The organism is Pseudomonas sp. S3_B08, assembly GCF_054667725.1.
In genome coordinates this window covers 3,456,515-3,479,486 of sequence record NZ_CP162750.1, presented here as the reverse complement: position 1 = coordinate 3,479,486, position 22,972 = coordinate 3,456,515, and the positions used below count along the sequence as shown (strand labels likewise).

General features: G+C 61.0%; 19 protein-coding genes. 8 read left to right on the top strand and 11 right to left on the bottom strand.

Annotation, left to right across the window (positions count from 1 at the left end; translation table 11 throughout):
* Positions 1-43: 43 nt before the first annotated feature.
* Complete coding sequence (locus tag AB4N73_RS15675) at positions 44-892, top strand: cache domain-containing protein (protein WP_460142286.1); 849 nt, start codon at positions 44-46, stop codon at positions 890-892.
* A 123-nt stretch (positions 893-1,015) separates the two neighbouring features.
* On the opposite strand, the gene AB4N73_RS15670 is transcribed toward AB4N73_RS15675, so the two are convergent.
* Both AB4N73_RS15670 and pobA read right to left on the bottom strand, forming a co-directional pair.
* Positions 1,016-2,533, bottom strand: a complete 1,518-nt coding sequence (locus AB4N73_RS15670) for an MDR family MFS transporter (protein ID WP_252868192.1) — start codon at positions 2,531-2,533, stop codon at positions 1,016-1,018.
* 78 nt (positions 2,534-2,611) lie between these two features.
* Positions 2,612-3,805, bottom strand: coding sequence for a 4-hydroxybenzoate 3-monooxygenase (pobA, locus tag AB4N73_RS15665; protein ID WP_460142285.1), 1,194 nt, complete (start codon positions 3,803-3,805; stop codon positions 2,612-2,614).
* A gap of 175 nt (positions 3,806-3,980) precedes the next feature.
* Here pobA and AB4N73_RS15660 point away from each other — a divergent pair, with 175 nt between their 5' ends.
* The gene (locus AB4N73_RS15660) at positions 3,981-4,871 is read left to right on the top strand and encodes a helix-turn-helix domain-containing protein (RefSeq protein ID WP_024014136.1); all 891 of its coding nucleotides are present in this window, start codon (positions 3,981-3,983) and stop codon (positions 4,869-4,871) included.
* 130 nt (positions 4,872-5,001) lie between these two features.
* On the opposite strand, the gene AB4N73_RS15655 is transcribed toward AB4N73_RS15660, so the two are convergent.
* Both AB4N73_RS15655 and AB4N73_RS15650 read right to left on the bottom strand, forming a co-directional pair.
* Positions 5,002-5,178, bottom strand: a complete 177-nt coding sequence (locus AB4N73_RS15655; protein ID WP_016773438.1) for a hypothetical protein — start codon at positions 5,176-5,178, stop codon at positions 5,002-5,004.
* Positions 5,179-5,396: 218 nt separating this feature from the next.
* On the bottom strand, positions 5,397-6,302 hold the full coding sequence (locus tag AB4N73_RS15650; RefSeq protein ID WP_460142284.1) for a LysR family transcriptional regulator: 906 nt from the start codon (positions 6,300-6,302) through the stop codon (positions 5,397-5,399).
* Between the two features lie 113 nt (positions 6,303-6,415).
* Between AB4N73_RS15650 and AB4N73_RS15645 the strand changes: the two genes are divergently transcribed.
* Positions 6,416-7,294, top strand: a complete 879-nt coding sequence (locus AB4N73_RS15645; RefSeq protein ID WP_056789950.1) for an MBL fold metallo-hydrolase — start codon at positions 6,416-6,418, stop codon at positions 7,292-7,294.
* 45 nt (positions 7,295-7,339) lie between these two features.
* Positions 7,340-7,954, top strand: coding sequence for an NAD(P)-dependent oxidoreductase (locus AB4N73_RS15640; protein ID WP_460142283.1), 615 nt, complete (start codon positions 7,340-7,342; stop codon positions 7,952-7,954).
* A gap of 323 nt (positions 7,955-8,277) precedes the next feature.
* Here the strand turns inward: AB4N73_RS15640 and AB4N73_RS15635 are convergent, their stop codons facing one another.
* The gene (locus tag AB4N73_RS15635; protein WP_252868188.1) at positions 8,278-9,159 is read right to left on the bottom strand and encodes a LysR substrate-binding domain-containing protein; all 882 of its coding nucleotides are present in this window, start codon (positions 9,157-9,159) and stop codon (positions 8,278-8,280) included.
* Positions 9,160-9,377: 218 nt separating this feature from the next.
* Between AB4N73_RS15635 and AB4N73_RS15630 the strand changes: the two genes are divergently transcribed.
* Positions 9,378-11,015, top strand: coding sequence for a 5-guanidino-2-oxopentanoate decarboxylase (locus AB4N73_RS15630; protein WP_460142282.1), 1,638 nt, complete (start codon positions 9,378-9,380; stop codon positions 11,013-11,015).
* On the top strand, positions 11,012-12,463 hold the full coding sequence (locus AB4N73_RS15625; protein ID WP_460142281.1) for an aldehyde dehydrogenase family protein: 1,452 nt from the start codon (positions 11,012-11,014) through the stop codon (positions 12,461-12,463). Before AB4N73_RS15630 ends, AB4N73_RS15625 begins: the two co-directional genes overlap by 4 nt.
* 246 nt (positions 12,464-12,709) lie before the next feature.
* Here AB4N73_RS15625 and AB4N73_RS15620 read toward each other — a convergent pair whose 3' ends face one another.
* Positions 12,710-13,639 (bottom strand): AraC family transcriptional regulator, encoded by a 930-nt coding sequence (locus tag AB4N73_RS15620; protein ID WP_016773445.1) that lies wholly within the window; start codon positions 13,637-13,639, stop codon positions 12,710-12,712.
* Positions 13,640-14,035: 396 nt separating this feature from the next.
* Here AB4N73_RS15620 and AB4N73_RS15615 point away from each other — a divergent pair, with 396 nt between their 5' ends.
* Positions 14,036-14,389, top strand: a complete 354-nt coding sequence (locus AB4N73_RS15615) for a putative quinol monooxygenase (protein WP_150637421.1) — start codon at positions 14,036-14,038, stop codon at positions 14,387-14,389.
* A gap of 43 nt (positions 14,390-14,432) precedes the next feature.
* Positions 14,433-14,675, top strand: coding sequence for a hypothetical protein (locus AB4N73_RS15610; RefSeq protein WP_041479831.1), 243 nt, complete (start codon positions 14,433-14,435; stop codon positions 14,673-14,675).
* On the opposite strand, the gene AB4N73_RS15605 is transcribed toward AB4N73_RS15610, so the two are convergent.
* The 5 genes from AB4N73_RS15605 to AB4N73_RS15585 all read right to left on the bottom strand — a co-directional run bounded on the left by AB4N73_RS15605 (position 14,676) and on the right by AB4N73_RS15585 (position 22,972).
* The gene (locus AB4N73_RS15605; protein WP_252876813.1) at positions 14,676-15,305 is read right to left on the bottom strand and encodes a flavin reductase family protein; all 630 of its coding nucleotides are present in this window, start codon (positions 15,303-15,305) and stop codon (positions 14,676-14,678) included.
* A 135-nt stretch (positions 15,306-15,440) separates the two neighbouring features.
* A complete protein-coding gene (locus tag AB4N73_RS15600; protein WP_460142280.1) occupies positions 15,441-16,760 on the bottom strand; it encodes an MFS transporter in 1,320 nt (439 codons plus the stop codon).
* A gap of 378 nt (positions 16,761-17,138) precedes the next feature.
* Entirely contained in the window at positions 17,139-18,467 is a 1,329-nt protein-coding gene (locus AB4N73_RS15595) for a sigma-54-dependent transcriptional regulator (protein WP_150741921.1), read from the bottom strand.
* On the bottom strand, positions 18,467-20,227 hold the full coding sequence (locus tag AB4N73_RS15590) for an ATP-binding protein (protein WP_252886721.1): 1,761 nt from the start codon (positions 20,225-20,227) through the stop codon (positions 18,467-18,469). The genes AB4N73_RS15595 and AB4N73_RS15590 overlap by 1 nt, the downstream gene beginning before the upstream one ends.
* 84 nt (positions 20,228-20,311) lie before the next feature.
* On the bottom strand, positions 20,312-22,972 hold the full coding sequence (locus AB4N73_RS15585; protein WP_460142279.1) for an RHS repeat domain-containing protein: 2,661 nt from the start codon (positions 22,970-22,972) through the stop codon (positions 20,312-20,314).

Sequence of the window (22,972 nt, the reverse complement as noted above, 5' to 3'; positions counted from 1 at the left end):
CCGTCTACGCTCTTGAGACACCAAAAAGAACGAGGGATGCGCTATGGGGTTTTTGCATAAAGTGGCCTGGCTCGGCCTGATTCTGCTGGCCGGTTTCGGCCAGGCCAGTGCCGCCACCGCCACCAAGGATGACAGTCAGGCCGCGATCGCCCTGCTGGAAAAAGCCTTGGCCTACTACCACGACAATGGCGACAAGGCCTTCGCCGCCTTCAGCCGCCAGGGTGAGTTCGTCGACAAGGATCGCTACGTGTTCGTCCTCGACACCAAAGGCGTCATGCTTGCCAGTGGCGGGCCGTCATCGGCGCTGATCGGCCGTGATGTCAGCGAAGTCCTCGGGCCGGATCTGCAGAAGGCGTTCAAGGATGCGCTGAAAGTGCCGGAAGGCAACGGCATCCAGCAGGCCGAATACCGCTGGCAGAACTGGGCCGACGGCAAGGTCGAGCGCAAGCATGTGTTTTATCAGCGCGTCGGGCAGCGGATTCTCGCGGTGGGTTACTACCTGCCACGGGCTTCGGCTGAGCAGGCCAAGGCCTTGCTGGACAAAGCCGCGGCGGATCTGGGCAAGGACGAGAAGGGCACGCTGGTTGCGATCAACTCGCTCAAGGGCGGATACCTGCAGGATGACCTGTATGTCTTCGTGGTCGATCTGAACAACCAGCGTTATGTCGCCCATGGCACCAATCTGCGCTTGATCAACACTGATTTCGGCAAGGTCAAGGACCCGGAAGGCAAACCGGTGGGCGAGCCGATTCTGGCGCTGATCGGCAAGCAGGATGAAGGCGAATATGAATACCGCTGGAAAAACCCGGTAACCGGCAAGATCGAGGACAAGCATGCGTACCTGAAAAAGGTCGGGCATTTCCTCGTCGCGGTGGGTTACTACAGCCCTTGAGAGAACACCGTTCCCTTGTGGGAGCGAGCCTGCTCGCGAAGCGGTGTGTCATTCAGCTATGTGTCGGCTGACACCGCGCATTCGCGAGCAGGCTCGCTCCCACAGTGGTATTTGTTGCGGCAATTATTTCGCGCCGTGCTCCCGTCCGCGCAGCAGGTTGTTCGGCATGGCAATCGCCGCTGCCAGCCCCAGCAACGACACTGCCGTGCTGACCCAGAGCAAGTGGCGGAAGGTCACCAGCAGCTCCGCGCGCAAAGCGTTCTGCGCTTCGCCGGGTGCGGCGTTCAGGCCATCGAGCAGGACGTTGCCCGAATGCCCTTCGCTGATCAGCGAACTGTTCGCCAGGTGGGCGAAACTGGAGTCGTGCAGCAACGCCAGCAGCAGCGCCGACATCAACGCCACGCCCACCGCGCCGCCCAGTGATCGGAACAGGTTGGTGGTGCTGGTGGCGACGCCGATGTCGCGTTGTTCCACCGAGTTTTGCGTGCCGACCAGCGAGGTCGGGAACTGCATGCCGCCGGCGATGCCGCTGAGCAGCATGAACAGACCGCTGAGCAGCGTTGCTTGTGGCGGACTGAAGGCCATGCCGAGAATCGCGATCGGCATGAGGATCGCCCCGGTGAGAATCTGCGGTTTGTAGCGTCCGGTAATCGAGGTGCGGCGACCGGCGAAATAGGCGCCGATCGGCAAGCCCATCGCCAATGGCAGCAAGTGCAACGCCGCACTGTCGGCGCCAGCCCCGGTGACGCTTTGGAAACGCAATGGCATCAGCACGATCAGCGAAATGGCCTGGAAACTGGTGAAGAAAATCGTGCACCAGCACAGCAGGGCATTGCGGTTGGCGAACAGGTGCATCGGCAGCAACGGCTCCCGCGCCCGGCGTTCATGCCAGACGAACAGCGCCAATACCACCACGGCACCAGCGAACAGGCCGAGCACTTCGCTGCTACGCCATGAATGGCCCTGGCCGACTTCGGTGATACCGAGCAACAACGAGGTCAGGCCGATGATCATCAACACCGTACCTAGATAATCGATCACCGGTTTGCGCTGCGGAATCGGCAAGCCGCGCAGGTTGCGCCGTGCCACCCACCACGCGCCAAGCCCCAGCGGCAGGTTGATCAGAAACACCCAGCGCCACGACAGGTATTCGGTCATGTAGCCGCCGAGCACCGGGCCGGCGACGCTGGCCACGGCGTACATGCTGCTGAAGTAACCCTGATAGCGCCCGCGTTCACGTGGCGGGACGATGTCGCCGATGATCGCCTGACTCACCGAGATCATGCCGCCGGCGCCGATGCCCTGAAGGATCCGCGCCAGCACCAGTTGTTCCATGCTCTGCGCCATACCGCAGAACAGCGAGGCGAGGGTGAACAGGCCCATGCCGAACAACATCAGTTTGCGCCGCCCGTACAGGTCGCCGAGTTTGCCGTAGATCGGCACCGCCACGGTCATCGCCACCATGTAACCGGAAATCACCCAGGCCAGCAGGCTGACGTCCTTGAATTGCGCGGAGATCGCCGGCATCGACACGGCGACGATGGTCTGGTCCAGCGCACCGAGGAAGATCGCCATCATCAAGGCGACCAGCACGCTGCGAATGGCCGGTTTGGGCGTTTCAGGTTGATTGAGAGTGGTCACGGGCGAGCCTGCGGGCATTGATGGACCCGCGCGGCCATCGCGCGCGGGTGGATGCTCGCAGTGTAAGTCGGTAGGAAGCTATTCGATAGCCTCGTACGGAAGCCCGACGTAATTTTCTGCAATGGTTTTTTGCCCGGCTTGCGAGCTGACAAAATAGTCCAGTTCCGAAGCGCAGATGCGCTGGCTGAATTCATCGTGCTCGTCGAAGCGATGCAGCATCGACGTCATCCACCAGGAAAACCGTTCGGCTTTCCACACCCGGCGCAGGCAGATTTCCGAGTATTTTTCCAGCAGATCAGTGCGGCCTTCGCGATACACCTTCAGCAGAATATTGAACAACGTGCTGACATCACTGGCGGCCAGGTTCAAGCCCTTGGCGCCGGTGGGCGGGACGATATGGGCAGCGTCGCCGACCAGGAACATCCGGCCGTATTGCATCGGTTCGACGACAAAGCTGCGCAACGGCGCGATGCTTTTTTCGATCGAAGGGCCGGTCACCAGTTTTTCCGCAAGAGCAACCGGCAGGCGTTTTTTCAGTTCATCCCAGAAACGCTGATCGCTCCAGTCATCGACGTTTTCATCCGCCGGGACTTGCAGGTAATAGCGGGTACGCGTGGCCGAACGCATGCTGCACAAAGCGAAGCCACGCTCGTGGCGGGCATAGACCAATTCGTCGTGAACCGGCGGCGTGTCGGCGAGAATGCCCAGCCAGCCGAACGGGTAGACCCGCTCGAAGATCTTCAGGCAATCGGCCGGAATCGACTGCCGCGCGACGCCGTGGAAACCATCGCAACCGGCGATGTAATCGCAATCGACGCGCCAGCTTTCACCGTCCTTTTCGAAGGTGACGAAAGCTTCGTCGCTTTTCATGCCGTGGGGAACGACATTGCTCGCCTGATAAATTGTCAGCGCCCCCGCGTCCCGACGAGCGGCCATCAGGTCGCGGGTGACCTCGGTCTGACCGTAGACCATTACTGTTTTACCGCCGGTCAGAGCGTGCAGATCGATGTGCACCTGACGCCCGTCCAGCGCCAGATCGAAGCCGCCATGAACCAGGCCTTCGGCATCCATTCGCTGACCGACGCCGGCTTCACGCAGCAGCTCTACCATGCCTTGTTCAAGCACACCGGCACGGATGCGCCCAAGAATGTAATCAGGCGTCTGGCGTTCGAGGATCAGGGTTTCGATGCCAGCGTTGTGCAGCAACTGGCCGAGGAGCAGTCCGGAAGGACCGGCGCCGATAATGGCGACTTGGGTTTTCAGGGTTTTCATTGTTTTTATGACTCGCAAGCTTCACGCAGCAACAGCCGGTGAATGATTTTATGGATCGAGTGCTTGCATTTTTCCCTTGCGGGTCTGTCAATTGAAGGTGAAAACTGAGCCGATACCTGTACATTCTGCCAATCGGTGCGATTATCGCCCAAAAACCAGAGGCCTGGATTGAAGTATGAACAAGCCTGCCCTGCCTTCTATTCCGGTGTTCAAGCTCTACGGTGAAAGCCTGGACTGGCCGACCCCGGACTTGCTGCACTGTGAAACCATTTCCTCGCGCAGTCGCGAACATCAATGGGAAATCAAACCTCACCGCCACGCGGATCTGTGCCAGCTGCTGTTCGTTTTCAAAGGTCAGGCAGAGCTTGAAATCGAAGGCCAGCGCACGCAACTCGAGACGCCAGCGATTCAGGTGCTGCCACCGTTATCGGTGCACGGGTTTCGTTTTTCCGAGGATGTTGAAGGCTTCATCGTCACCTTGGCCACGCCGCTGATCAATCATTTGCAGGCGCAATTGGGTGATTCGGTACACGCCTTGGCTCGGGCGGAAAACTACCCGGCGGGCAAGGATGGCGATTATCTCAACAGCCTGTTTTCAGCCTTGCAGGCCGAGTACAACGGCCATCAACCGGCGCGGGAAATGCTCATGCATTCGCTGGTCAGTGTGATCATGGTCTGGGTCAGCCGCCAGGCGATCGTCCGCCACAAGGCCAGCCAACGGCCGCAACGCCAGCGCGAATACCTCAACGGTTTCATTCAGTTGGTGGAAGAGACTTACCGCCAGCACGTCAAGGTCGAAGACCTCGCCCATCGCCTGGGCATCTCCGTGTCGCATCTCAACGGCACCTGCCGTGAACTGGCCGGGCAACCGGCGTTGCAGATCATGCACGAGCGTCAGTTGCTGGAAGCCAAGCGCCTGCTGACCTACACCAGCATGACGATTTACGAGATGTCGGAGCTGTTGGGGTTTTCCGATCCGACCAACTTCACGCGCCTGTTCCGTCGCCGGGTGGGGATTTCGCCAAAGGCATTCCGCGACCGCTTGAAGGCCGAGCAACAATCCTGATGCGCTGATGAGCCCTGTGGGAGCGAGCCTGCTCGCGAATACGGTCTTTCATTCAGCAACTAGGCTGGCTGACACAGCGCATTCGCGAGCAGGCTCGCTCCCACAGCAGTTGCATTCCAGCGCAGGTCTATCAGCGCAATGCGTTCAGCGTGGCATTGTGCGGAATACACCGCTCATAGTTGCAGCTCGCATACTCACGCGGCAGCTGGCGCAACTGCTCGACCCGCCAGGCAGCGGTGCCGTACAGCGCCAGCGTGGCGGCGCAGGTGATGAAGATGGCGGCGTATCTTTTTGTTTTGATGTTCATGGTGTTCGACCTCTGAACGTCTACCTTGCGGTATTACTTTGAGCATAGGTCAGCGGCGCGTACTTGCCAGCGAGTGCGCTTGAGGATTTAGCCGGCCATTCAGCGAATTGATGCCTATGTGGGAGCGAGCCTGCTCGCGAAGGCGGTGGTCCAAGCGACATCAATGTTGAATGTACTGGCCTCTTCGCGAGCAGGCTCGCTCCCACAAGGGATCGGGTTTACAGGCCGGCATCCCGGGCCGGGGCCTCGGGAAAGCGCTGCACAAGAAAGTCGAGCATGCTGCGCAATGCCGCCGGCATGTGTTTGCGTGAGGCGTAAACCGCGTAGATATTCATCTGGCGCGGTTCGACATGTGGCAGCAAGCGCAGCAGTTCGCCGCTGTGAATATGCACGCCAGCCTGGTAGGTCGGCAGCATCGCCACGCCCGCGCCGGCCAGGGTGGCGCGCAGGAGGGTGCTGGCCTCGTTGGCGCTGATATTGCCCTGCACCGGCACCGAAACCGGTTCGCCATCCTCCTCGAAATGCCACAGGCTCTTGCCGAAATAGGAATGAGTCAGGCAGTTGTGTCGGCTCAGTTCCTCCACCCGCAACGGCGCCGGATGCTCAAGCAGATACGCCGGTGCTGCGCAGACCACCGAGCGGCACACGGTCAGGCGCCGGGCGATCAGATTCGGATCAAGATCATTGCTGGTGCGAATCGCCAGATCGATGCGTTCATCGACCAGATTCACCGTGCGGTCGAGCATTTGCAGATCGATGCTCACACCGGGGTAAAGCCTGACGTACGCCGCCACCGCATCGGCCAGTTGCGCCTGGCCAAACGAGGTGCTGACGCTGATCCGCAGCAGTCCGCGCGGCGCGTCATGGGGTTCGCTGACGGCGGCCTGCATGTCGTGCGACAGGTCGATCATCTGCCGGCAGCGCGGGAGGATTTCGCTGCCGGCGGCGGTCAGGCTCAATTTGCGCGTGGTGCGGTGCATAAGCCGCGCGCCGACCCAGTCTTCCAGCTCCGCCAGATAGCGCGACACCACCGGCCGCGACAGGTCGAGGTGGTCGGCCGCCGCCGACTGGCTGCCCAGGTCCACGACCGTGACGAATACCCGCATTGCTTGAAGCCGATCCATGATTTGCCCGCTTTCAGAAACAAACTATGTCCAAGCATCGCATTTTTTGTACTGAGTCTGGCAACTAAGCTCTGTTGCATCGCCAGACTGGCATTCGCAATCCGGAGCAACACATGATCGGCTTCACCCCATTCAAACGCGTTCTGCTCGCCGCAGCATTTTTCGGCTTTGCCGCCCATGCATCCGCCGCCGAGCTGAGCCTCGATGTCTACAACCCGGGCACCCAGGCGATTTTCCCGGTCAGCTCGGTGCTGGTCAGCGGTGAGAAAGAAGCGATTCTGGTCGACGCGCAATTCGGCAAATCCCAGGCTGAGCAGGTCGTGGAAAAGATCCGCGCCAGCGGCAAGCAATTGACCACCATCTACATCAGCCATGGTGACCCGGATTACTACTTTGGCCTCGACACCCTGACCAAGGCATTCCCGCAAGCCAAAGTATTGGCTTCGCAGCCGACCGTCGATCACATCAAGCACACCGTCGACGGCAAACTGGCCTACTGGGGGCCGAAAATGGGCGCCGATGTGCCGGCGAAAACCATCGTCCCGGACGTGCTCAAGGGCGACAGCCTGACCCTCGAAGGCAAGCAATTGCAGGTGATCGGCCTCGACGGCAAGCAACCGGATCGCAGCTTCGTATGGATCCCGTCGCTCAAAGCAGTGGTCGGTGGCGTAGTGGTCGCCGAGAACATTCATGTGTGGATGGCCGACACCCAGACCGCGCAATCCCACGCCGATTGGCTGCACACCCTGCACACCATCGAAAGCCTGAAACCGCAAACCGTGGTGCCCGGTCATTACCTGGGTGACAGCAGCCGCTCGCTGGCCAGCGTGAAATTCACCGCCGATTACATCAAGGCCTTCGATGCCGAAACCGCCAAGGCCAAAGACTCCGCTGCACTGATCGCGGCGATGAAAAAACGCTACCCGCAGCTGGGCGAGGAAAGCTCGCTGGAGCTCAGCGCGAAAGTCGCCAAGGGCGAGATGCAGTGGTAAGCCGAACCTGAACACGCAGCATTTTCAAGCCAACTGGAGAATGTCATGAGCAAGATCGCAATCATTGGTGCCACCGGCCGTGCCGGTAGCCAATTGCTGGAAGAAGCCCTGCGTCGCGGCCACAGCGTCACCGCCATTGCCCGCGATACCTCGAAGATCGGCAGCCGTGCCGGTGTCGTCAGCAAGAACCTCGACGTACTGGATTCGGCGGCGCTGCAAGCGGCGGTGGCCGGTCACGACGCAGTGATCAGCGCAGCGCATTTCGCCACCGTCCCGGCCTCGGCGATTGTCGGACCGGTGAAGCAGGCGGGCGTGAAGCGCTTGCTGGTGGTCGGCGGCGCCGGTTCGCTGTTGCTGCCGGATGACACGCGGGTGATCGACAGTGCCGGTTTCCCGGCCGAATACAAAGCCGAGGCGAGCGCAGGGGCGGCGTTTCTTGATGCGTTGCGTCACGAGCAGGAACTGGACTGGACCTTTTTGTCGCCGTCGGCGGAGTTCGTCGAGGGTGAGCGCAGTGGCACATTCCGCGTCGGCAAGGATCATCTGTTGGTCAGTGCCGAAGGACGCAGCTGGATCACATTTGCCGATTACGCGATTGCGCTGATTGACGAAGTGGAAACGCCGAAGCATTCGCGGCAGCGTTATACCGTCGGGTATTGAGTCAAGCCTTTTCCCCTCACCCCAGCCCTCTCCCGGGGGAGAGGGAGCCGACCGAGTTGTCTTGGGTCACACATTGACCTGAACGACCGTGTCGATTATGGATTCGGCGTGGCTGTGTCAGGTCGATGAATTTCTTGAGTATCCCCAATCAGTTCCCTCTCCCTGGGGAGAGGGAGCCGACCGAGTTGTCTTGGGTCACGCATTGACCTGAACGACCGTGTCGATTATGGATTCGGCGTGGCTGTGTCAGGTCGATGAATTTCTTGAGTATCCCCAATCAGTTCCCTCTCCCTGGGGAGAGGGCTAGGGTGAGGGGAGAGGCTTCAGCGCAAATGAGCCTGCTCAACCAGCCAGAGCATCAGTTCCTCAAGTTGCGGCGAGGGTTCGGCTCCAGCAGGCACCACCACGTAATACGCCAACCCCGTCTTCACCTTCAACGCAAACGGCATCACCAGTCGTCCAGCGTTCAGATCATCACCAATCAGCGACCAGTCCCCGATCGCCACCCCCGTGCCGTGCGAGGCCATCGACATCGCCTGATCCAGCGTTTCGAAATGCTGCCCGCTGCCAAGGTTGCCCAATCGCAATCCCGCTGCATCGAGCCACACCGACCAGTCCTGAATGTCGTGGGTCGGGTGCAATAACAGATGCTCCTGCAAATCCTGCGGTGAATTCAGCGCCGGCGAACCTTTGAGCAGTTGCGGTGAGCAGACCGGTGTCAGTTGCTCGTCGAACAGATGCAGTGCGCCTGGCGAATTGTCCGGCGGCGGACCGTAGATCACGGCGGCGTCGAATTGCTCGCGCTGGAAATCCACACCGTGTTGCAGCGAGGCCGTCAATTTCACCGGCACGTCCGGGCGTTCCTTCTGCCATTGCAGCAGACGCGGCAGCAGCCAACGCATCACGCAGCTTGGGGCCTTGAGTTGCAACGTCTGGTGTTTGAGCCCGATCTGCTCGGTCGCTTCACTGATCAGCCCGAAAACCTTCTCCACTTGTGGCAGCCATTCGCGGCCTTCAGCCGTCAGCGCCAGACCTCGGGCCAGACGGATGAACAGCGGATAACCGAGCTGTTCTTCCAGCCCGGCGATCTGCCGGCTCACCGCGCCCTGAGTGATGTGCAACTGCTCGGCGGCGCGAGTGAAATTGCAGCATTGCGCGGTGATCCAGAACGTATGCAGAGCGGGCAGGGGTGGCAGGCGTTTCATGGCGATCCGAGGTATGACGTGGGGACATGGCTAGTATGACTTTTAATCGATTGTTGCTGCCAGTTGCGCACCGTTCCAATGGGCACTCCACGGACCCTGTGGGAGCGAGCCTGCTCGCGAAGACGGTTCAAGGTTCGACACGGATGTTGGCTGGACCGCTTATTCGCGAGCAGGCTCGCTCCCACAGGGAGTGTTCAGTGAATGAAAGGGCAATCAATATGGCAACGTGCGGCGAAGTACTGGTCAGGCTGTTGGAAAATTACGGGGTCGAGCAGGTGTTCGGCATTCCCGGTGTGCACACCGTCGAGCTGTACCGAGGCCTCGCGCGTTCAAGCATCAACCACGTCACGCCTCGCCACGAACAGGGCGCCGGGTTCATGGCTGACGGCTATGCGCGTACCAGCGGCAAACCCGGTGTGTGTTTCATCATCACCGGCCCGGGCATGACCAATATCACCACGGCCATGGGCCAGGCTTACGCCGATTCGATTCCGATGCTGGTGATCTCCAGCGTGCAGTCGCGCAGTCAGTTGGGCGGTGGGCGCGGCAAGTTGCATGAGCTGCCGAACCAGAGCGCACTGGTCGGCGGCGTCGCAGCGTTCTCGCACACGCTGATGTCCGCTGCCGAACTGCCGGTGGTGCTTGCTCGCGCTTTCGCGCTGTTCCAGGCCGGGCGACCGCGTCCGGTGCACATCGAAATTCCGTTGGACGTGCTGGTGGAAGAGGCCGATGAGTTGCTCGCCAGCCTGCCGGTGAATATCGACCGTGCCGGCGCCGCACCGGCTGCCGTGAGCCGCATGAGCGAAATGCTGGCCAGCGCGCAACGTCCACTGATTCTTGCTGGCGGCGGTGCTATCGACGCGGCGCCGGAGCTGACCCGACTCGCCGAATTGCTCGACGCTCCCGTGGCGCTGACCATCAACGCCAAAGGCATGCTGCCGACCAGCCATCCGTTGTTGATCGGTTCGACGCAAAGCCTGGTCGCCACTCGCGCACTGGTCGCTGAAGCCGACGTGGTGCTGGCGATCGGCACGGAGCTGGCCGAGACCGATTACGACGTCACTTTCGCCGGCGGCTTCGAGATTCCCGGCAAGCTGCTGCGCATCGACATCGATGCCGATCAGACCGTGCGCAACTACCCGCCGCACGTCGCACTGGTCGCTGATTCGCGCAACGCCGCGCAAGCCTTGCTCAGCGCCTTGTCGCACCAACCTCTGGCCGAGCGCCGCAATGATTGGGGCCAGGTTCGCGCCGCGCGTCTGCGTGATGAATTGGCGGCGAGCTGGGATGCGCCGACGCTGGCGCAAACGCGTTTCCTCGAAACCGTGTTGCACGAATTGCCCGAAGCGGTGTTCGTCGGCGATTCCACGCAACCGGTGTACACCGGCAACCTCACGTTCAACCCCGAGCGTCCACGCCGCTGGTTCAACGCATCCACCGGTTACGGCACCCTCGGCTATGCGTTGCCGGCGGCGATCGGTGCGTGGCTCGGTGGACAACACGACAACGGCGCGCGCCCGCCGGTGGTGTGCCTGATCGGTGACGGCGGCTTGCAATTCACCCTGCCGGAACTGGCCAGCGCCGTTGAAGCACGGGTGCCGGTGATCGTGCTGCTGTGGAATAACCAGGGTTACGAGGAGATCAAAAAGTACATGGTCAACCGCGCCATCGAACCGGTTGGCGTGGACATCTACACCCCGGACTTCGTCGCCGTGGCCAAGGGCCTCGGTTGCGCCGCGCAAGCCATCAGCAGCATCGACGAATTGCGCGCAGCGCTGCGCGAGGCGACGGACCGGCAAGGCCCGACGCTGATTGAAATCGACCAGAACCAGTGGATGCAGGCGGTGGCCCAATGATCAGCTTTCCAACCACACTCGACGGCCTCTACATCAATGGCCAATGGTCGTCAGGCCGCGAACATCTGCGGGTGATCAACCCCGCTACCGAAGCGCTGCTGACCACCGTCAATGGCGGCGACGAACAGGCCGTCGACCAGGCGATCAGCGCGGCGACCGAGGCGTTCAAACACTGGTCGACAACCACCGGCGCCGAACGCGCTGCGATCCTGCGCAACATTGCCAACGGCGTGCGCAACGGTCGCGATCACTTGATGAACCTGCAGTCGAGTAATACCGGTAAACCGCAGTTCGAAGCGGCCATCGATGTCGATGACGTGATCGCCACTTTTGACTATTACGCCGAACTCGCCGAAGGCCTCGATGCCGGTCAGGACAGCAACGTGCCGTTGCCCAGCGATGATTTCAGTGCGCGCCTGCGGCGCGAGCCGTGCGGAGTGGTCGGGCTGATCGTGCCGTGGAATTTCCCCATGGTCACCACCGCGTGGAAACTGGCGCCAGCGCTCGCCGCCGGTTGCTGCGTGGTGCTGAAACCTTCTGAAGTGACGCCGTTGCCGGAGCTGGAACTGGCCGCGATCATCGCTGCATCCGGCTTGCCCGACGGCGTGTTCAATCTGGTCTGCGGCACTGGTCTGGCGGTAGGCGCGCCGTTGTCGGCCGATCCTCGCATCGCCAAGATCTCCTTTACCGGCAGCAACGCGGTTGGTGTGCAGGTGATGCAACGCGCTGCTGAAACCGTGAAGGGTGTGAGCCTGGAGCTGGGTGGCAAATCGTCGTTGCTGGTGCTGGCGGATGCTGATCTGCAGCTGGCGGTGGAACTGGCTTGTGGCGGGGCGTTCTTCAACGCCGGGCAGATGTGCTCGGCCACCAGTCGGGTGCTGGTTGCCGAGGAATTGATGGATGAGTTTCTTCAGCGTCTGCAAAAGCGCGCAGAGGCGATTCGAGTGGCCGATCCGTTCGATCCGGACGTGGAGATGGGCGCGCTGGTCAATCAGGCGCAGTACCAGCGGGTGCTTGGGCATATTGATCGCGGTTTGAGCGCCGGGGCGAGGTTGGTGTGCGGCGGTAATCGTCCGGCGCATTTGCCGCGCGGTTATTTCCTGCAACCGACGGTGTTCACCGACGTGCCGCTGGACAGCGCGTTATGGCGTGAAGAGATTTTCGGCCCGGTGGTGTGTGTGCGCGGTTTCGCCAGTGAGAACGAGGCGATTGCGCTGGCCAACGACACGCAGTTCGGCCTGGTCGCGAGCGTAGTGACACGCGATGCCACAGCGGCGGATCGTGTGGCCAATGCCTTGCAGGCAGGGCTGGTGTGGATCAATGCACCGCAGGTGATCTTCCCGCAGGCGGCATGGGGTGGGTACAAGCAGAGCAGCGTCGGCCGCGAACTGGGGCCTTGGGGGTTGGCGGCGTTTTTGGAGATCAAGCACGTCGTGCGCGCGGTTTAGAAGCCTGCCCTCACCCCAGCCCTCTCCCGGGGGGAGAGGGCTGGGGTGAGGTGTCTTGCGTTCTCCGTCGACCTGAAAAACCGAGTCGATTATGGATTTGAAGGTCATCAACCCAACGCCGGGTTGGCCTGGCTTGGCTGATTCCGGATTCAGCACCGATATCGCAAGTCGCTGAACCTCTCCAATATCCCCCAATCGGTTCCCTCTCCCTCTGGGAGAGGGCTAGGGTGAGGGGCTTCTATGGAGTTACACCGACAGCCGCAACCGCGCCAGGTCCCGCAACGGTGGCGCACCAAACAGTCGGCTGTACTCACGGCTGAACTGCGACGGACTTTCATAGCCCACCCGATACCCCGCCGCCGACGCTTCCAGCCCTTCGGTCAACATCAGCCGACGCGCCTCTTGCAGGCGCAACTGTTTTTGATACTGCAACGGACTCATCGCAGTCATCGCCTTGAAGCGATGATGCAACGTCGACACGCTGAGGTTCACTTCCCGCGCCAGATCATCGATGCGCAGTGGTTGCTCGAAATTGCCGTTGAGCCATTTGATGGCCTGGCTGATGCGATGGCTCTGACTGTTGGCAATCGCAATCTCATACAGACGATGGCCCTGTGGACTACGCAGCAGGCGATAGAGAATCTCCCGGCGAATCAGTGGCGCGAGCATGGCGATGTCTTTCGGTGCGTCGAGCAGCCGGGCCAGACGCAGCACCGCGTCGAGCATGGCGCTGTCGATTTTTTCCACGTACAGACCACGTCCGGTCGGCCGCGTCGGTACGCCCATCGGGCCGGCGTCGGCGATCAGCGCGGTGATTTCGGTCGGATCAATGTCGAGGCGCACGGCGAGGATCGGTTCTTCCGGCGAGACATTGACCACGCGCCCGCTGAGCGGCATCGAAACCGACACCACCAGATAATTCAGCGGGTCGTAGTTGAAGAACTCGTCGGCCAGGCGGACCTCTTTGCGCCCCTGCGCCATGATGCACAGCGCCGGCTGCGCGAGTACCGGGGCAAAGTCATGGGACTGCGTGTGGCGCGACATCACCAGCGAACCGATCGCGGTCTGGTAGCTGCCATCGTCGCTGGTGTTGCGGCGGATGATCGCCGCCAGCTCCGCGCGCTGTTTTTCCATGTCGGCGCTGGGTTCGGCTTGAAAACGATCGAATGACGTCATGCACGGCATCCTCGGCAAGTGAGGGGGAATGCAGCAGAGCATATGTTTGTGCAAGCGGCGGCGGTAGACACATTCTGCCAAATGCTTGCCTGATTCTGCCCGCAGGTGCGCACATGCCTCCCGCCATACGATTCCGTAGGAGCTGCCGAAGGCTGCGATCCGTTGATCTTCGAGGCAAAAGCCAAAGATCGCAGCCTTCGGCAGCTCCTACACAAAACGCGTATGACAGACGTGTTGCGCGGGTTTACAGGTTGTTACAGGTCGTCTGCGCAGTCTCGCAGGATTGTGCAACGCGAAGGCAGGAATCGACTAACGGGGCAGCCGCCCCGGCCCTTAATCTTTGCTTCAGTCGCAGCCCGTCCCCCGGCTGCCACGCGATTTCATGGAGGGTTGATCATGTCCAAGCAAATGCCTGTCAGTCATATGGCCTTCGTTCGTGCCCAGGCCGGGCGTTCGGCGGAACTCGGTGTGCGCCTGAGCGCATTGATCGAAGTCTCGCGCGCGGCGCCCGGCTGCCTGAGTTTTTCCTTGCAACAATCGCAGTGCGACGCCGACCTCTGGCTGGTCAGCGGCTACTGGAGCAGTCAGCAAGTGATGACGGCGTATTTCAACAGTCCGTCGATGGAAGTCTTCGCCGAGCTGGTCCAGGACCTGGTGGTCAACAGTCTCGACTTCCACACGTTCAGGGACGTTTCCGCCGCGCAGGCCCTCGGTCAATGCGCTGCGCCGATACACAAACTCGCCGGTTGAGGGTTTAATGTCCGGCTTATTTGATTGAGCCAGGATCCGCGACATGGCACGTAAAGAGTTTGAACGCTTCGAAGCAGTCTCCGCAGTCGTCCCCGTCGAGCTGGGCGGCAACAAGGGTTATTACGCGGCGATCGCGGTCAAGGCCCTGGTCGATGGCGGCGCCCCACGCTTTCACAAATTGCTCAATGAGCAGGTGTTCCCCGGCGCCATTGCTGCCGATGATGCAGCCATCAACGAACTGGACAAGCTCAAGGGCGTCACTGATGACGCCGAGCTGATCTGGTAATTACTTCTGCGCCCCCGGGCGCCACATTTTGAACAGCGCCTCAGGCCCCAGCTGGAAATAATCCGCCGGCCCGCCGCCGCGCAGAATCGGTTGTGCGGCGGCGGTGTCGTAGATGCCGTCTTTCAGCAGCCATTTGGCGATGTGCACCGCGACCACCTCGCCGAGGATCAGCCAGCTCGGCACGGTTTCGCCATCGGCGCGTTGCAGCTGGATGATCTGCGTGACCTTGCACTCGAAGGACACTGGACTCTCGGCGACCCGGGGGACCGAAATCACCTTTGACGCCACGGTCGTCAGCCCCGCCAGTTCAAACTCGTTGACCTCAGGCGCGACCATCGCGCAGCTCTGGTTCATCTGCTCGGCCAACGGGCGGGTGGCGAGGTTCCAGACGAACTCACCGGTCTGCTCGATGTTGTTCAGACTGTCTTTGCGCCCGACACTGGAAAAACCAATGATCGGCGGCACGTAGTTGAAGGCGTTGAAGAAACTGTACGGCGCGAGATTGAGTCGGCCTTCGGCATCCTGCGAGGAAATCCAGCCGATGGGGCGCGGGCCGACGATGGCGTTGAACGGATCGTGAGACAGGCCGTGGCCGTTGGCGGGTTCGTAGAAGTGGATGTCATCGGGCATGGGGAGCGGATTCCTGAGCTGCATTCGGATGCAGCCATAGTGCAAGGACCCAGCGCATATTTCCAGCCAGACGCGAGACCCCGTAGGGTTCGTGGCAGGACACAGATTTTGTGGCCTGCCAGCGATGCGGTGCGATCAGTCAGTGACGATCCGCGAGTGCTTCTGGGTATCTTTCATGGTGATGTACACCAGCAGCGACACGGCAATGCACGCGGTGACGTACCAGTAGTAACCGGTTTCCATGCCGATGCTTTTGAACCACAGCGCGATGTATTCGGCAGTGCCGCCGAAGATCGACACGGTCAGTGCGTACGGCAGGCCGACGCCCAGGGCGCGGATTTCGGTCGGGAACAATTCGGCTTTGACCACCGCGTTGATCGAGGTGTAGCCGCTGACGATGATCAACGCCGCCATGATCAGGAAGAACGCGCCCCACCAGGTCTGGATGGTGTGCAGGGTCATCAGGATCGGCACGGTGAAAATCGTACCGAGCACGCCGAACGCGATCAGGATCGGGCGACGACCGATCTTGTCCGACAGGCCGCCGATGATCGGTTGCAGGCACATGAACAGGAACAGCGTGGCGGCGGAAATGGTGGTCGAGTCGGAGATGCTCATGCCGACCGTGTTCACCAGGTATTTCTGCATGTAGGTGGTGTAGGTGTAGAACGCCAGGGTGCCGCCCATGGTCAGGCCGACCACGGTCAACAGCTCTTTCGGGTGGCGCATCAAGGTGCGCATTGCGCTTTCCTTGGATTTCTCTTTTTTGGTGAACGACTCGGTTTCTTCCATGCCGCGACGCAGGTACAGCGCCACGACCGCACACAGCGCACCGATGGCGAACGGGATACGCCAGCCCCACGCGTAGAGCTGTTCAGTGGTCAGCATGTTTTGCAGCACGATCAAGACGCCGAGGGCGATGAGCTGCCCGGAGATCAGGGTCACGTACTGGAAGCTGGAGAAGAAGCCGCGACGTTCCTTGGTCGCCATCTCGGACAGATAAGTCGCCGAGGTGCCGTACTCGCCGCCGACCGACAGGCCTTGCAGCAGGCGGGCGAACACCAGCAGGATCGGCGCGCCGATGCCGATGGTTTCATAATTCGGGCTCAGGGCGATCAGCAGCGAGCCGAAGCACATCAGGTACACCGAGGCCATCAGCGCTTTCTTGCGCCCGACCTTGTCGGCGTACATGCCCATCAGCCAGCCACCGATCGGACGCATCAGGAAACCCACGGCGAAGATCGCTGCGGTGTTCATCAGTTGCGCAGTGGTGGAGCCGGCGGGGAAAAAGGTTTTCGCGAAGTACATGGAGAAGGCGGCATACACATACCAGTCGTACCACTCGACCATGTTGCCGACAGAGCCGCTGAAGATCGATTTGATCCGGCTGGCGGTGGTTCTCGGTTTGGCCGGCACGGCAGCCGACCCAAGGGGCAGGGCGTTGGAGTTATCCATTGAAGGATCCTTCGTTTAATTGTTTTTGTGGAGCGCGTCGGAACGCAGCCTGCCAGGGCTATAGCAGGAGGTGTGCCAAGGGAAGGAGGGCCGGTTTAGAGGGGGTGGCGGGGAAGAGTGAGCGGATTTGTGCCGACTGATTGGGCTGAGTGAGCGGATTTCCGCTTACCGCGTGAAGATCAAAAGCCCCTCACCCTAGCCCTCTCCCAGAGGGAGAGGGGACTGACCGAGGTGTTCTGGTGGGTTACATCGACCTGCAACATCGAGTCGAATACAGATTCGGGAAAGCATGGAGATCGGCTCCCTCCCCCCTCGCCCCCCTCGGGGAGAGGGCTGGGGTGAGGGGGATGGATTTCAGCTACACCACAAATCTCTGCCTCACTCCGCCAGAAACATCTCCCGACTCAACCCATGCCGCTGCATCTTTTCATTGAACGTGCGGCGCGGCAGTTGCAGTTCTTCGAGCACGGCTTTGACATCACCTTTGTGCCGGGTCAACGCCGCGCGCAGGCATTGCGCTTCGAACGCTTCCTGCTGCGCCGCCAGCGATTGCCCCGGATCGATTCCGGCGACCGGTTCATCCAGCCCCAATACCTGACGTTCGGCGACGTTGGCCAGTTCGCGCACATTGCCTGGCCAGTCATGGCTGAGCAGATGGCTCAACTGCGCGCCTGTCAGCGGCGGAAATGTTCTGCCCAGCCGTTGGGCCGCATTGTGGGCGAAGGTTTCAAACAGCAACGGAATGTCTTCGCGGCGATCGCGCAGCGGCGGCAGGCGCAGTTCGGCGACGTTGAGGCGATAAGCCAGGTCCTCACGAAAACGCCCGGCGCGAGCTTCGTCGAGCAGGTCCGGTTTGGTCGCCGCGACAATCCGCAAATCAACGCGAATGCTCTGGTTCGACCCCAGCCGCTCAAGCTTTTGCTCCTGCAAGACCCGCAACAATTTCACCTGCTGGGCCAGCGGCATGCTTTCGATCTCATCGAGAAACAGCGTGCCGCCATCGGCGTATTCCAGCTTGCCGATGCGCTTGCCCGAGGCGCCGGTAAACGCGCCGCTCTCATGGCCGAACAGCTCGGCCTCGAACAGTTGCTCCGGGATCGCCGCGCAGTTCAGCGCCACGAAAGGTTTGCCGGCGCGCGGGCCGAAATCATGCAGGCAACGCGCGACCAGTTCCTTGCCGCTGCCGGTTTCGCCACGAATCAGCACGTTGACCGGCAACGTCGCCAGATCCAGCACTTGCCGACGCAAAGTCTGCAAACCTCGGGACACGCCGAGCAATGTTGCATCGAGCTTCGCGCGATTGTCGGCCAGTTCGTGCAGGGCGCGGTTTTCCAGGACCAGGCGGCGTTTGTCCAGCGCCCGGCGCAGACTGCCGAGCAGGGTCTCCGGGCTGAACGGTTTTTCCAGAAAGTCGTAGGCGCCGTCGCGCATGGCTTCGACCGCCATCGGCACGTCGCCATGGCCGGTGAGCAGAATCACCGGCAGATCGGCGTCGCGCTTTTGCACTTCGGCGAGCAGTTGCAAACCGTCCATGCCGGGCATGCGCACGTCGCTGAGGATCACCCCGGCAAAATGTTCCGGGAGCGCGGCAAGGCATTCTTCGGCACGGCTGAACAATTGCACCTGAAACCCCGACAGGCTCAGCCACTGTTCAACGGCGTCGCGAATGCTGCTTTCGTCGTCGACCACCATCACCGAATTGAGCATCAGATATGTGCCTCCAGATCGATTGGCAGGGTCAGGCTGAACACCGCGCCGTGGTCGCCATTCTCGACGCTCAGGCGTCCGCCGGATTCATGCACGATGGCGAAGGATACTGCCAGCCCCAGGCCCAGACCGTCACCCACCGGTTTGGTGGTAAAGAACGGATCGAACACCTGGCCGAGATGTTCCTCGGCAATGCCGCCGCCGTTGTCGCTGACGCTCAGCCGCCACAATTGTTCATCAGCCTCCAGACGGATTTCCAGACGCTTGCAGGCTTTGCCGTGCATCGCATCCAGCGCATTGCGCAGCAGGTTGATCAGCACCTGTTCCAGACGAATCGCATCACCGCGTACCCACGCCGGGCGGGTCAGATGCAGCACCAGACTGACCTGTTCGTCACGCAGTCGCGCATCGAGCAGTTGCAGCGATTGATCGACCACCGTCGCCAGATCCAGACGTTCGCGCAAGCCGCTCGGGCTTTTGCGGGCGAAGGTCTTGAGGTGGCCGGTGAGGGCGGCCATGCGCGTGAGCATGTCGTCCACCGGTTTCAGCGCCTTGTAGGCGTCATCGACGCGGCCATGTTCGAGCAGCAGGCGCAGGGTTGCCAGTTGCATGCGCTGGGCGGTCAGCGGTTGATTGATTTCGTGAGCCAGCGCCGCAGACATCTGCCCCAGCGCGGCGAGTTTGGCCGACTGCACCAGACCTTCCTGCGCGGTACGCAAGTCGCGGGTGCGCTCCTCGACCAAGCGCTCGAGTTCTTCACGATTGCGCTGACGGACCTTGGCCAGCCGCCAGCGCTGATTGAGGAACAACAATAGGAACACCAGCGCCAGCCACACGCCAGCGGCGGCCAGCGCGGCGTTGCGCAAATCCTCGAAGGCCACTTGCGGACGGCGCAGCAGATGCAGGGTCCAGCCCTCGGTCGTCAGCGGCAGCGATTCCCACAGATAATCCGCCGTGCCTTGTGGACCTTCGACCCGGCGCAGATCGCTGTTGTCATCGAAGCGCCGCAGCGGCAAATGGGTCAGCGGAATCAGCGATTGCTTGTCGTACTGGCGGGTGGTTTTGATCTCGGCCAGATCATCAGCGCTCAACGGCCGCAAGGCGCGATAACGCCAGCCCGGCTGATTGGCGATAAAGATGATCCCGCGTGCATCGCTGACCAGCAGCGTGTCGCTGCCCTGGCTCCATTCGCGCTCCAGTTCCGGGAATTCCAGCTTGACCACCATCGCGCCGAGAAACTCGTCGTTGTCGCCAAGTACGGCGCTGGAAAGGAAATACCCGGGAATGCCGCTGGTCACGCCTACCGCGTAAAAACGCCCGGTGCCTTGGGTGCGGGTCTGGCTGAAATAGGGGCGGAAGCCGTAATTGTGGCCAACGTAACTGCTGGGCAAGCGCCAGTTGCTGGCGGCCACGGCCAGGCCGGTGCGATCGAGCAGTTCAAGGGTCGAGGATTGCGCGGCGCCGTTGATCTTTTCCAGCTTCACATTCAATGCCGCTTGCTGCGCTGCATCGACCGGGCCGGCGAGGGCCGAACGCAATTGCGGATCCAGCGCCAGTACGGCGGGCAGGGCGCGATAGCGGTCGATCAGGGTGTGCAAGGAGTTGGCGTACAACCCCAGTTGCTGATTGGCGCGGGCGGCGTCTTCTTCCAGCGCCTGACGTTCCGCGTGGCGCATCGCGAGCGTCGCGGCAATGACCGTGCCGGCGATGATCAGCAGGGAATACAACGACAGACGCAGGGTACGGGAAGTCGGCAGCATGCTGGATGAAAGGTCGGCAGGACGGGCGGGCACGATAGCATGGGCCGAGGTGGCCGGGCGCGCTGTTCGCGCCGGCCGTGTCTGCTAGACAGCTGTCTCCTGTACCTGACGTCGATGCACAAGATTCAACCTCGGCTTCGGCACCGGTCTTGCCTGAGGTTCGGCAGCGAGCGAGCGCTCCAGTTGCTGCAGGCGTTCAGTCACGCCTTGCGCCTCGCTTGGCGCTTCGATAGTCGCCTGGGCGGTTTGCATGACCTTGTCGATGGCCTCGAACGGGTCTACACCATTCCTGGACAGCTTCATGACCTGACGCTGTTTTTCTGCATCCAGTGCGTCCAGTTGGGCGTAGAACATCTTCTGGATGTGCTCGGAGTAGCTGTTGAGGTTATCCGTGAAAGTCTTGATGCTGTCGATAAGCGCAGCACCTCCATCGAGAAGAGCCCTCGCGCCGTCTACGGCTTTTGCAGCGCCGTCGCCCAGCGTTTTCAGCCCGTCCTTGAGCTCTTGGGTGTGCAGTGTCTGCGCTGCTTTCAAACCCTTCTTGAAAAAGTGGTAACGCAATACCGGAAACACTATTGCCCCCGCGATTGCCCCTGCGCCGGAACCGATGGCGTTGCCGATTCCGGGTACCACGGTGCCGATGACACTGCCGATGGCGATGCCTTTGCCGATACCGTAAAAGACCGATTTGATGCCGGCCCGTGAGGTGATGAATTTGCCGAACGTCATGCTTTTGCGCACCTCCTCGATGTTCTGGCCTTCAGGAATCAGGCCATCGAACTCGGTAGTCAGGTTGTGCAATTGCTCCGCCGCAGTTTGCGCTTGATCAAAGATACCCACCGCTTTTCTGACCAGGTCAAACACCACTTTGAAGGCACCGGTCTGGTCGACGTGGACGATCGGGTTGTTACCGACAAAACCATACATGTTCAACCCATCCACATCCCCCGCCGGATCCGCACTGACCCAGCGCTGCAACCACGGCGCGTAATAGCGGGCGCCGTAGTAGTACAAACCGCTGACATCCATTTCCTTGCCGGAATAACGGATGAAGCGGTATTCGATTTCCGATTCCGGCGCCATCCATGCGGTTTCGCCGAACGGGTAATAGCCTTCTGCGCTGGTGACCACAGCGTCTTCATTGAGCTCCATCACGCAAGAGCCGAGGTGGTCTTCGAGGGTGTAGCGCATCTGGTCGTCTATCGGTGCTGAACGTTGCGCCCAATGCAGGCAGCGCGCGTTACCGAGGCTGATGATGTGCAGCTCTTCGCCGTTGTCTTTGCTGCGAATTTCCAGCCCCGGCAGGTAACGCACCTGGTGGAAGTGGCGGACCTTGTCGGTGAACCATTCATGACATTTGAGGACCCGCTGGCCCGCGCTGTACTGGTAATACTCGGCATCGTTATCGCTGTCCTGACGGATAACCAGATCCACGCGCTCCAGCTCATTACGGCTGTTCCAGTGCAATGACGGACCGTGGTGCAGCTTGCGTTGATTGCCGTGCGGGTCGAACCAGATGTCGAAGTCCGGCGGCTCGTCACCTGTTTGCCAACGCACCCCGCGATTGCTTTTCTGGTCGATGCACATCGTGCGGGTGCGACTGTTGCCGTCGCGCTGATGACGCAACTCGGTCAGATTGCCGCCATCGTCGTAGCTATACGTCTGGGTGTAATTGAGGCGGTTTCGCTCGTCGGGCGGTCGCGGCAGGCCGGGAATGTCCGGGGGCAGGGCGTCGTCATGACCGGTCGCACGGATCAGGCGATACAGGGAGTCGTAGTCGAATTCACGGTGGCCGTCGACCCGTTGGTTGGCGAACCAGGTTGGCTCGAAGGCGTGGTCTTCGATGCGGATGATATTGCCGACGCGATCGTAGAAATATTGCAGATCCTGCAATCTGGGGTGAGCGGTTTTCTGACTGGTGCGCGTATGCAGGCGTCCATCGGCCGGGTCATACGTCCACTGACTCAGGACACCGTTACCGGCCAGTTGCGAGGTGATCTGATTGTTGGCGTTGTACTGCGCATCCAGCAAGACCTGCGTGACTTTCGTCTCGACTTGCAGCTCCATTTGCCTGAGTTGCCCGGCAAGACCATAGCGCGATGCTCTGCGATGGCCGCCGGCATCGGTTTGCTCCAGCACCGTGCCCAGCGGGCTGAACACCTGATGGCTGGTGAAAGCCTGTGTGTCCTGGAAAGTTCGGGTTTCCTGCATCGGCTGGCCGGCGAGGGAATAGCTGGATATCGCCAGAACACCAGACGCATCGGTTTGCTTGATCAACCGTCCGCGCAGGTTGTGGTTGGTGGTGTCGGCGCCACCGGCGTAGAGGAAAGTTTCGACCTCTTCCTCTTCCTCCTCATCCTTTCTGGTGACCTGGAGTCTGACGACACGCAGCTGGTCGTCAAAGGTCGATCGCCAGACATGGCCGCGCTCGTCCCAACGTTGCCGAGGCTCACCGGCCAGTCCCGGCAGTACCAAACGCCAGCCGGCATCGACGCTGTCGATTTTCAACACGGTGCCGTTGAGCGAGTAGTGAGTAGTGAGGTTGGGTGCAGATAAGCGCGGATCCCGTTTTTCTAGCAGGCGCCCGGCAGGGTTGTGAGTCTGGCAGGTGATCAGGGGCTTGATTTCTCCATGCGTCGTTGCACACAGATAGGCAATATGCCTGACAACCAAAGCCCGAGGATCCTTGACCTGCACGCTTGGCGTATGGATATGCGTTGATCTATTCAAGGGCCAGGTGCTCAT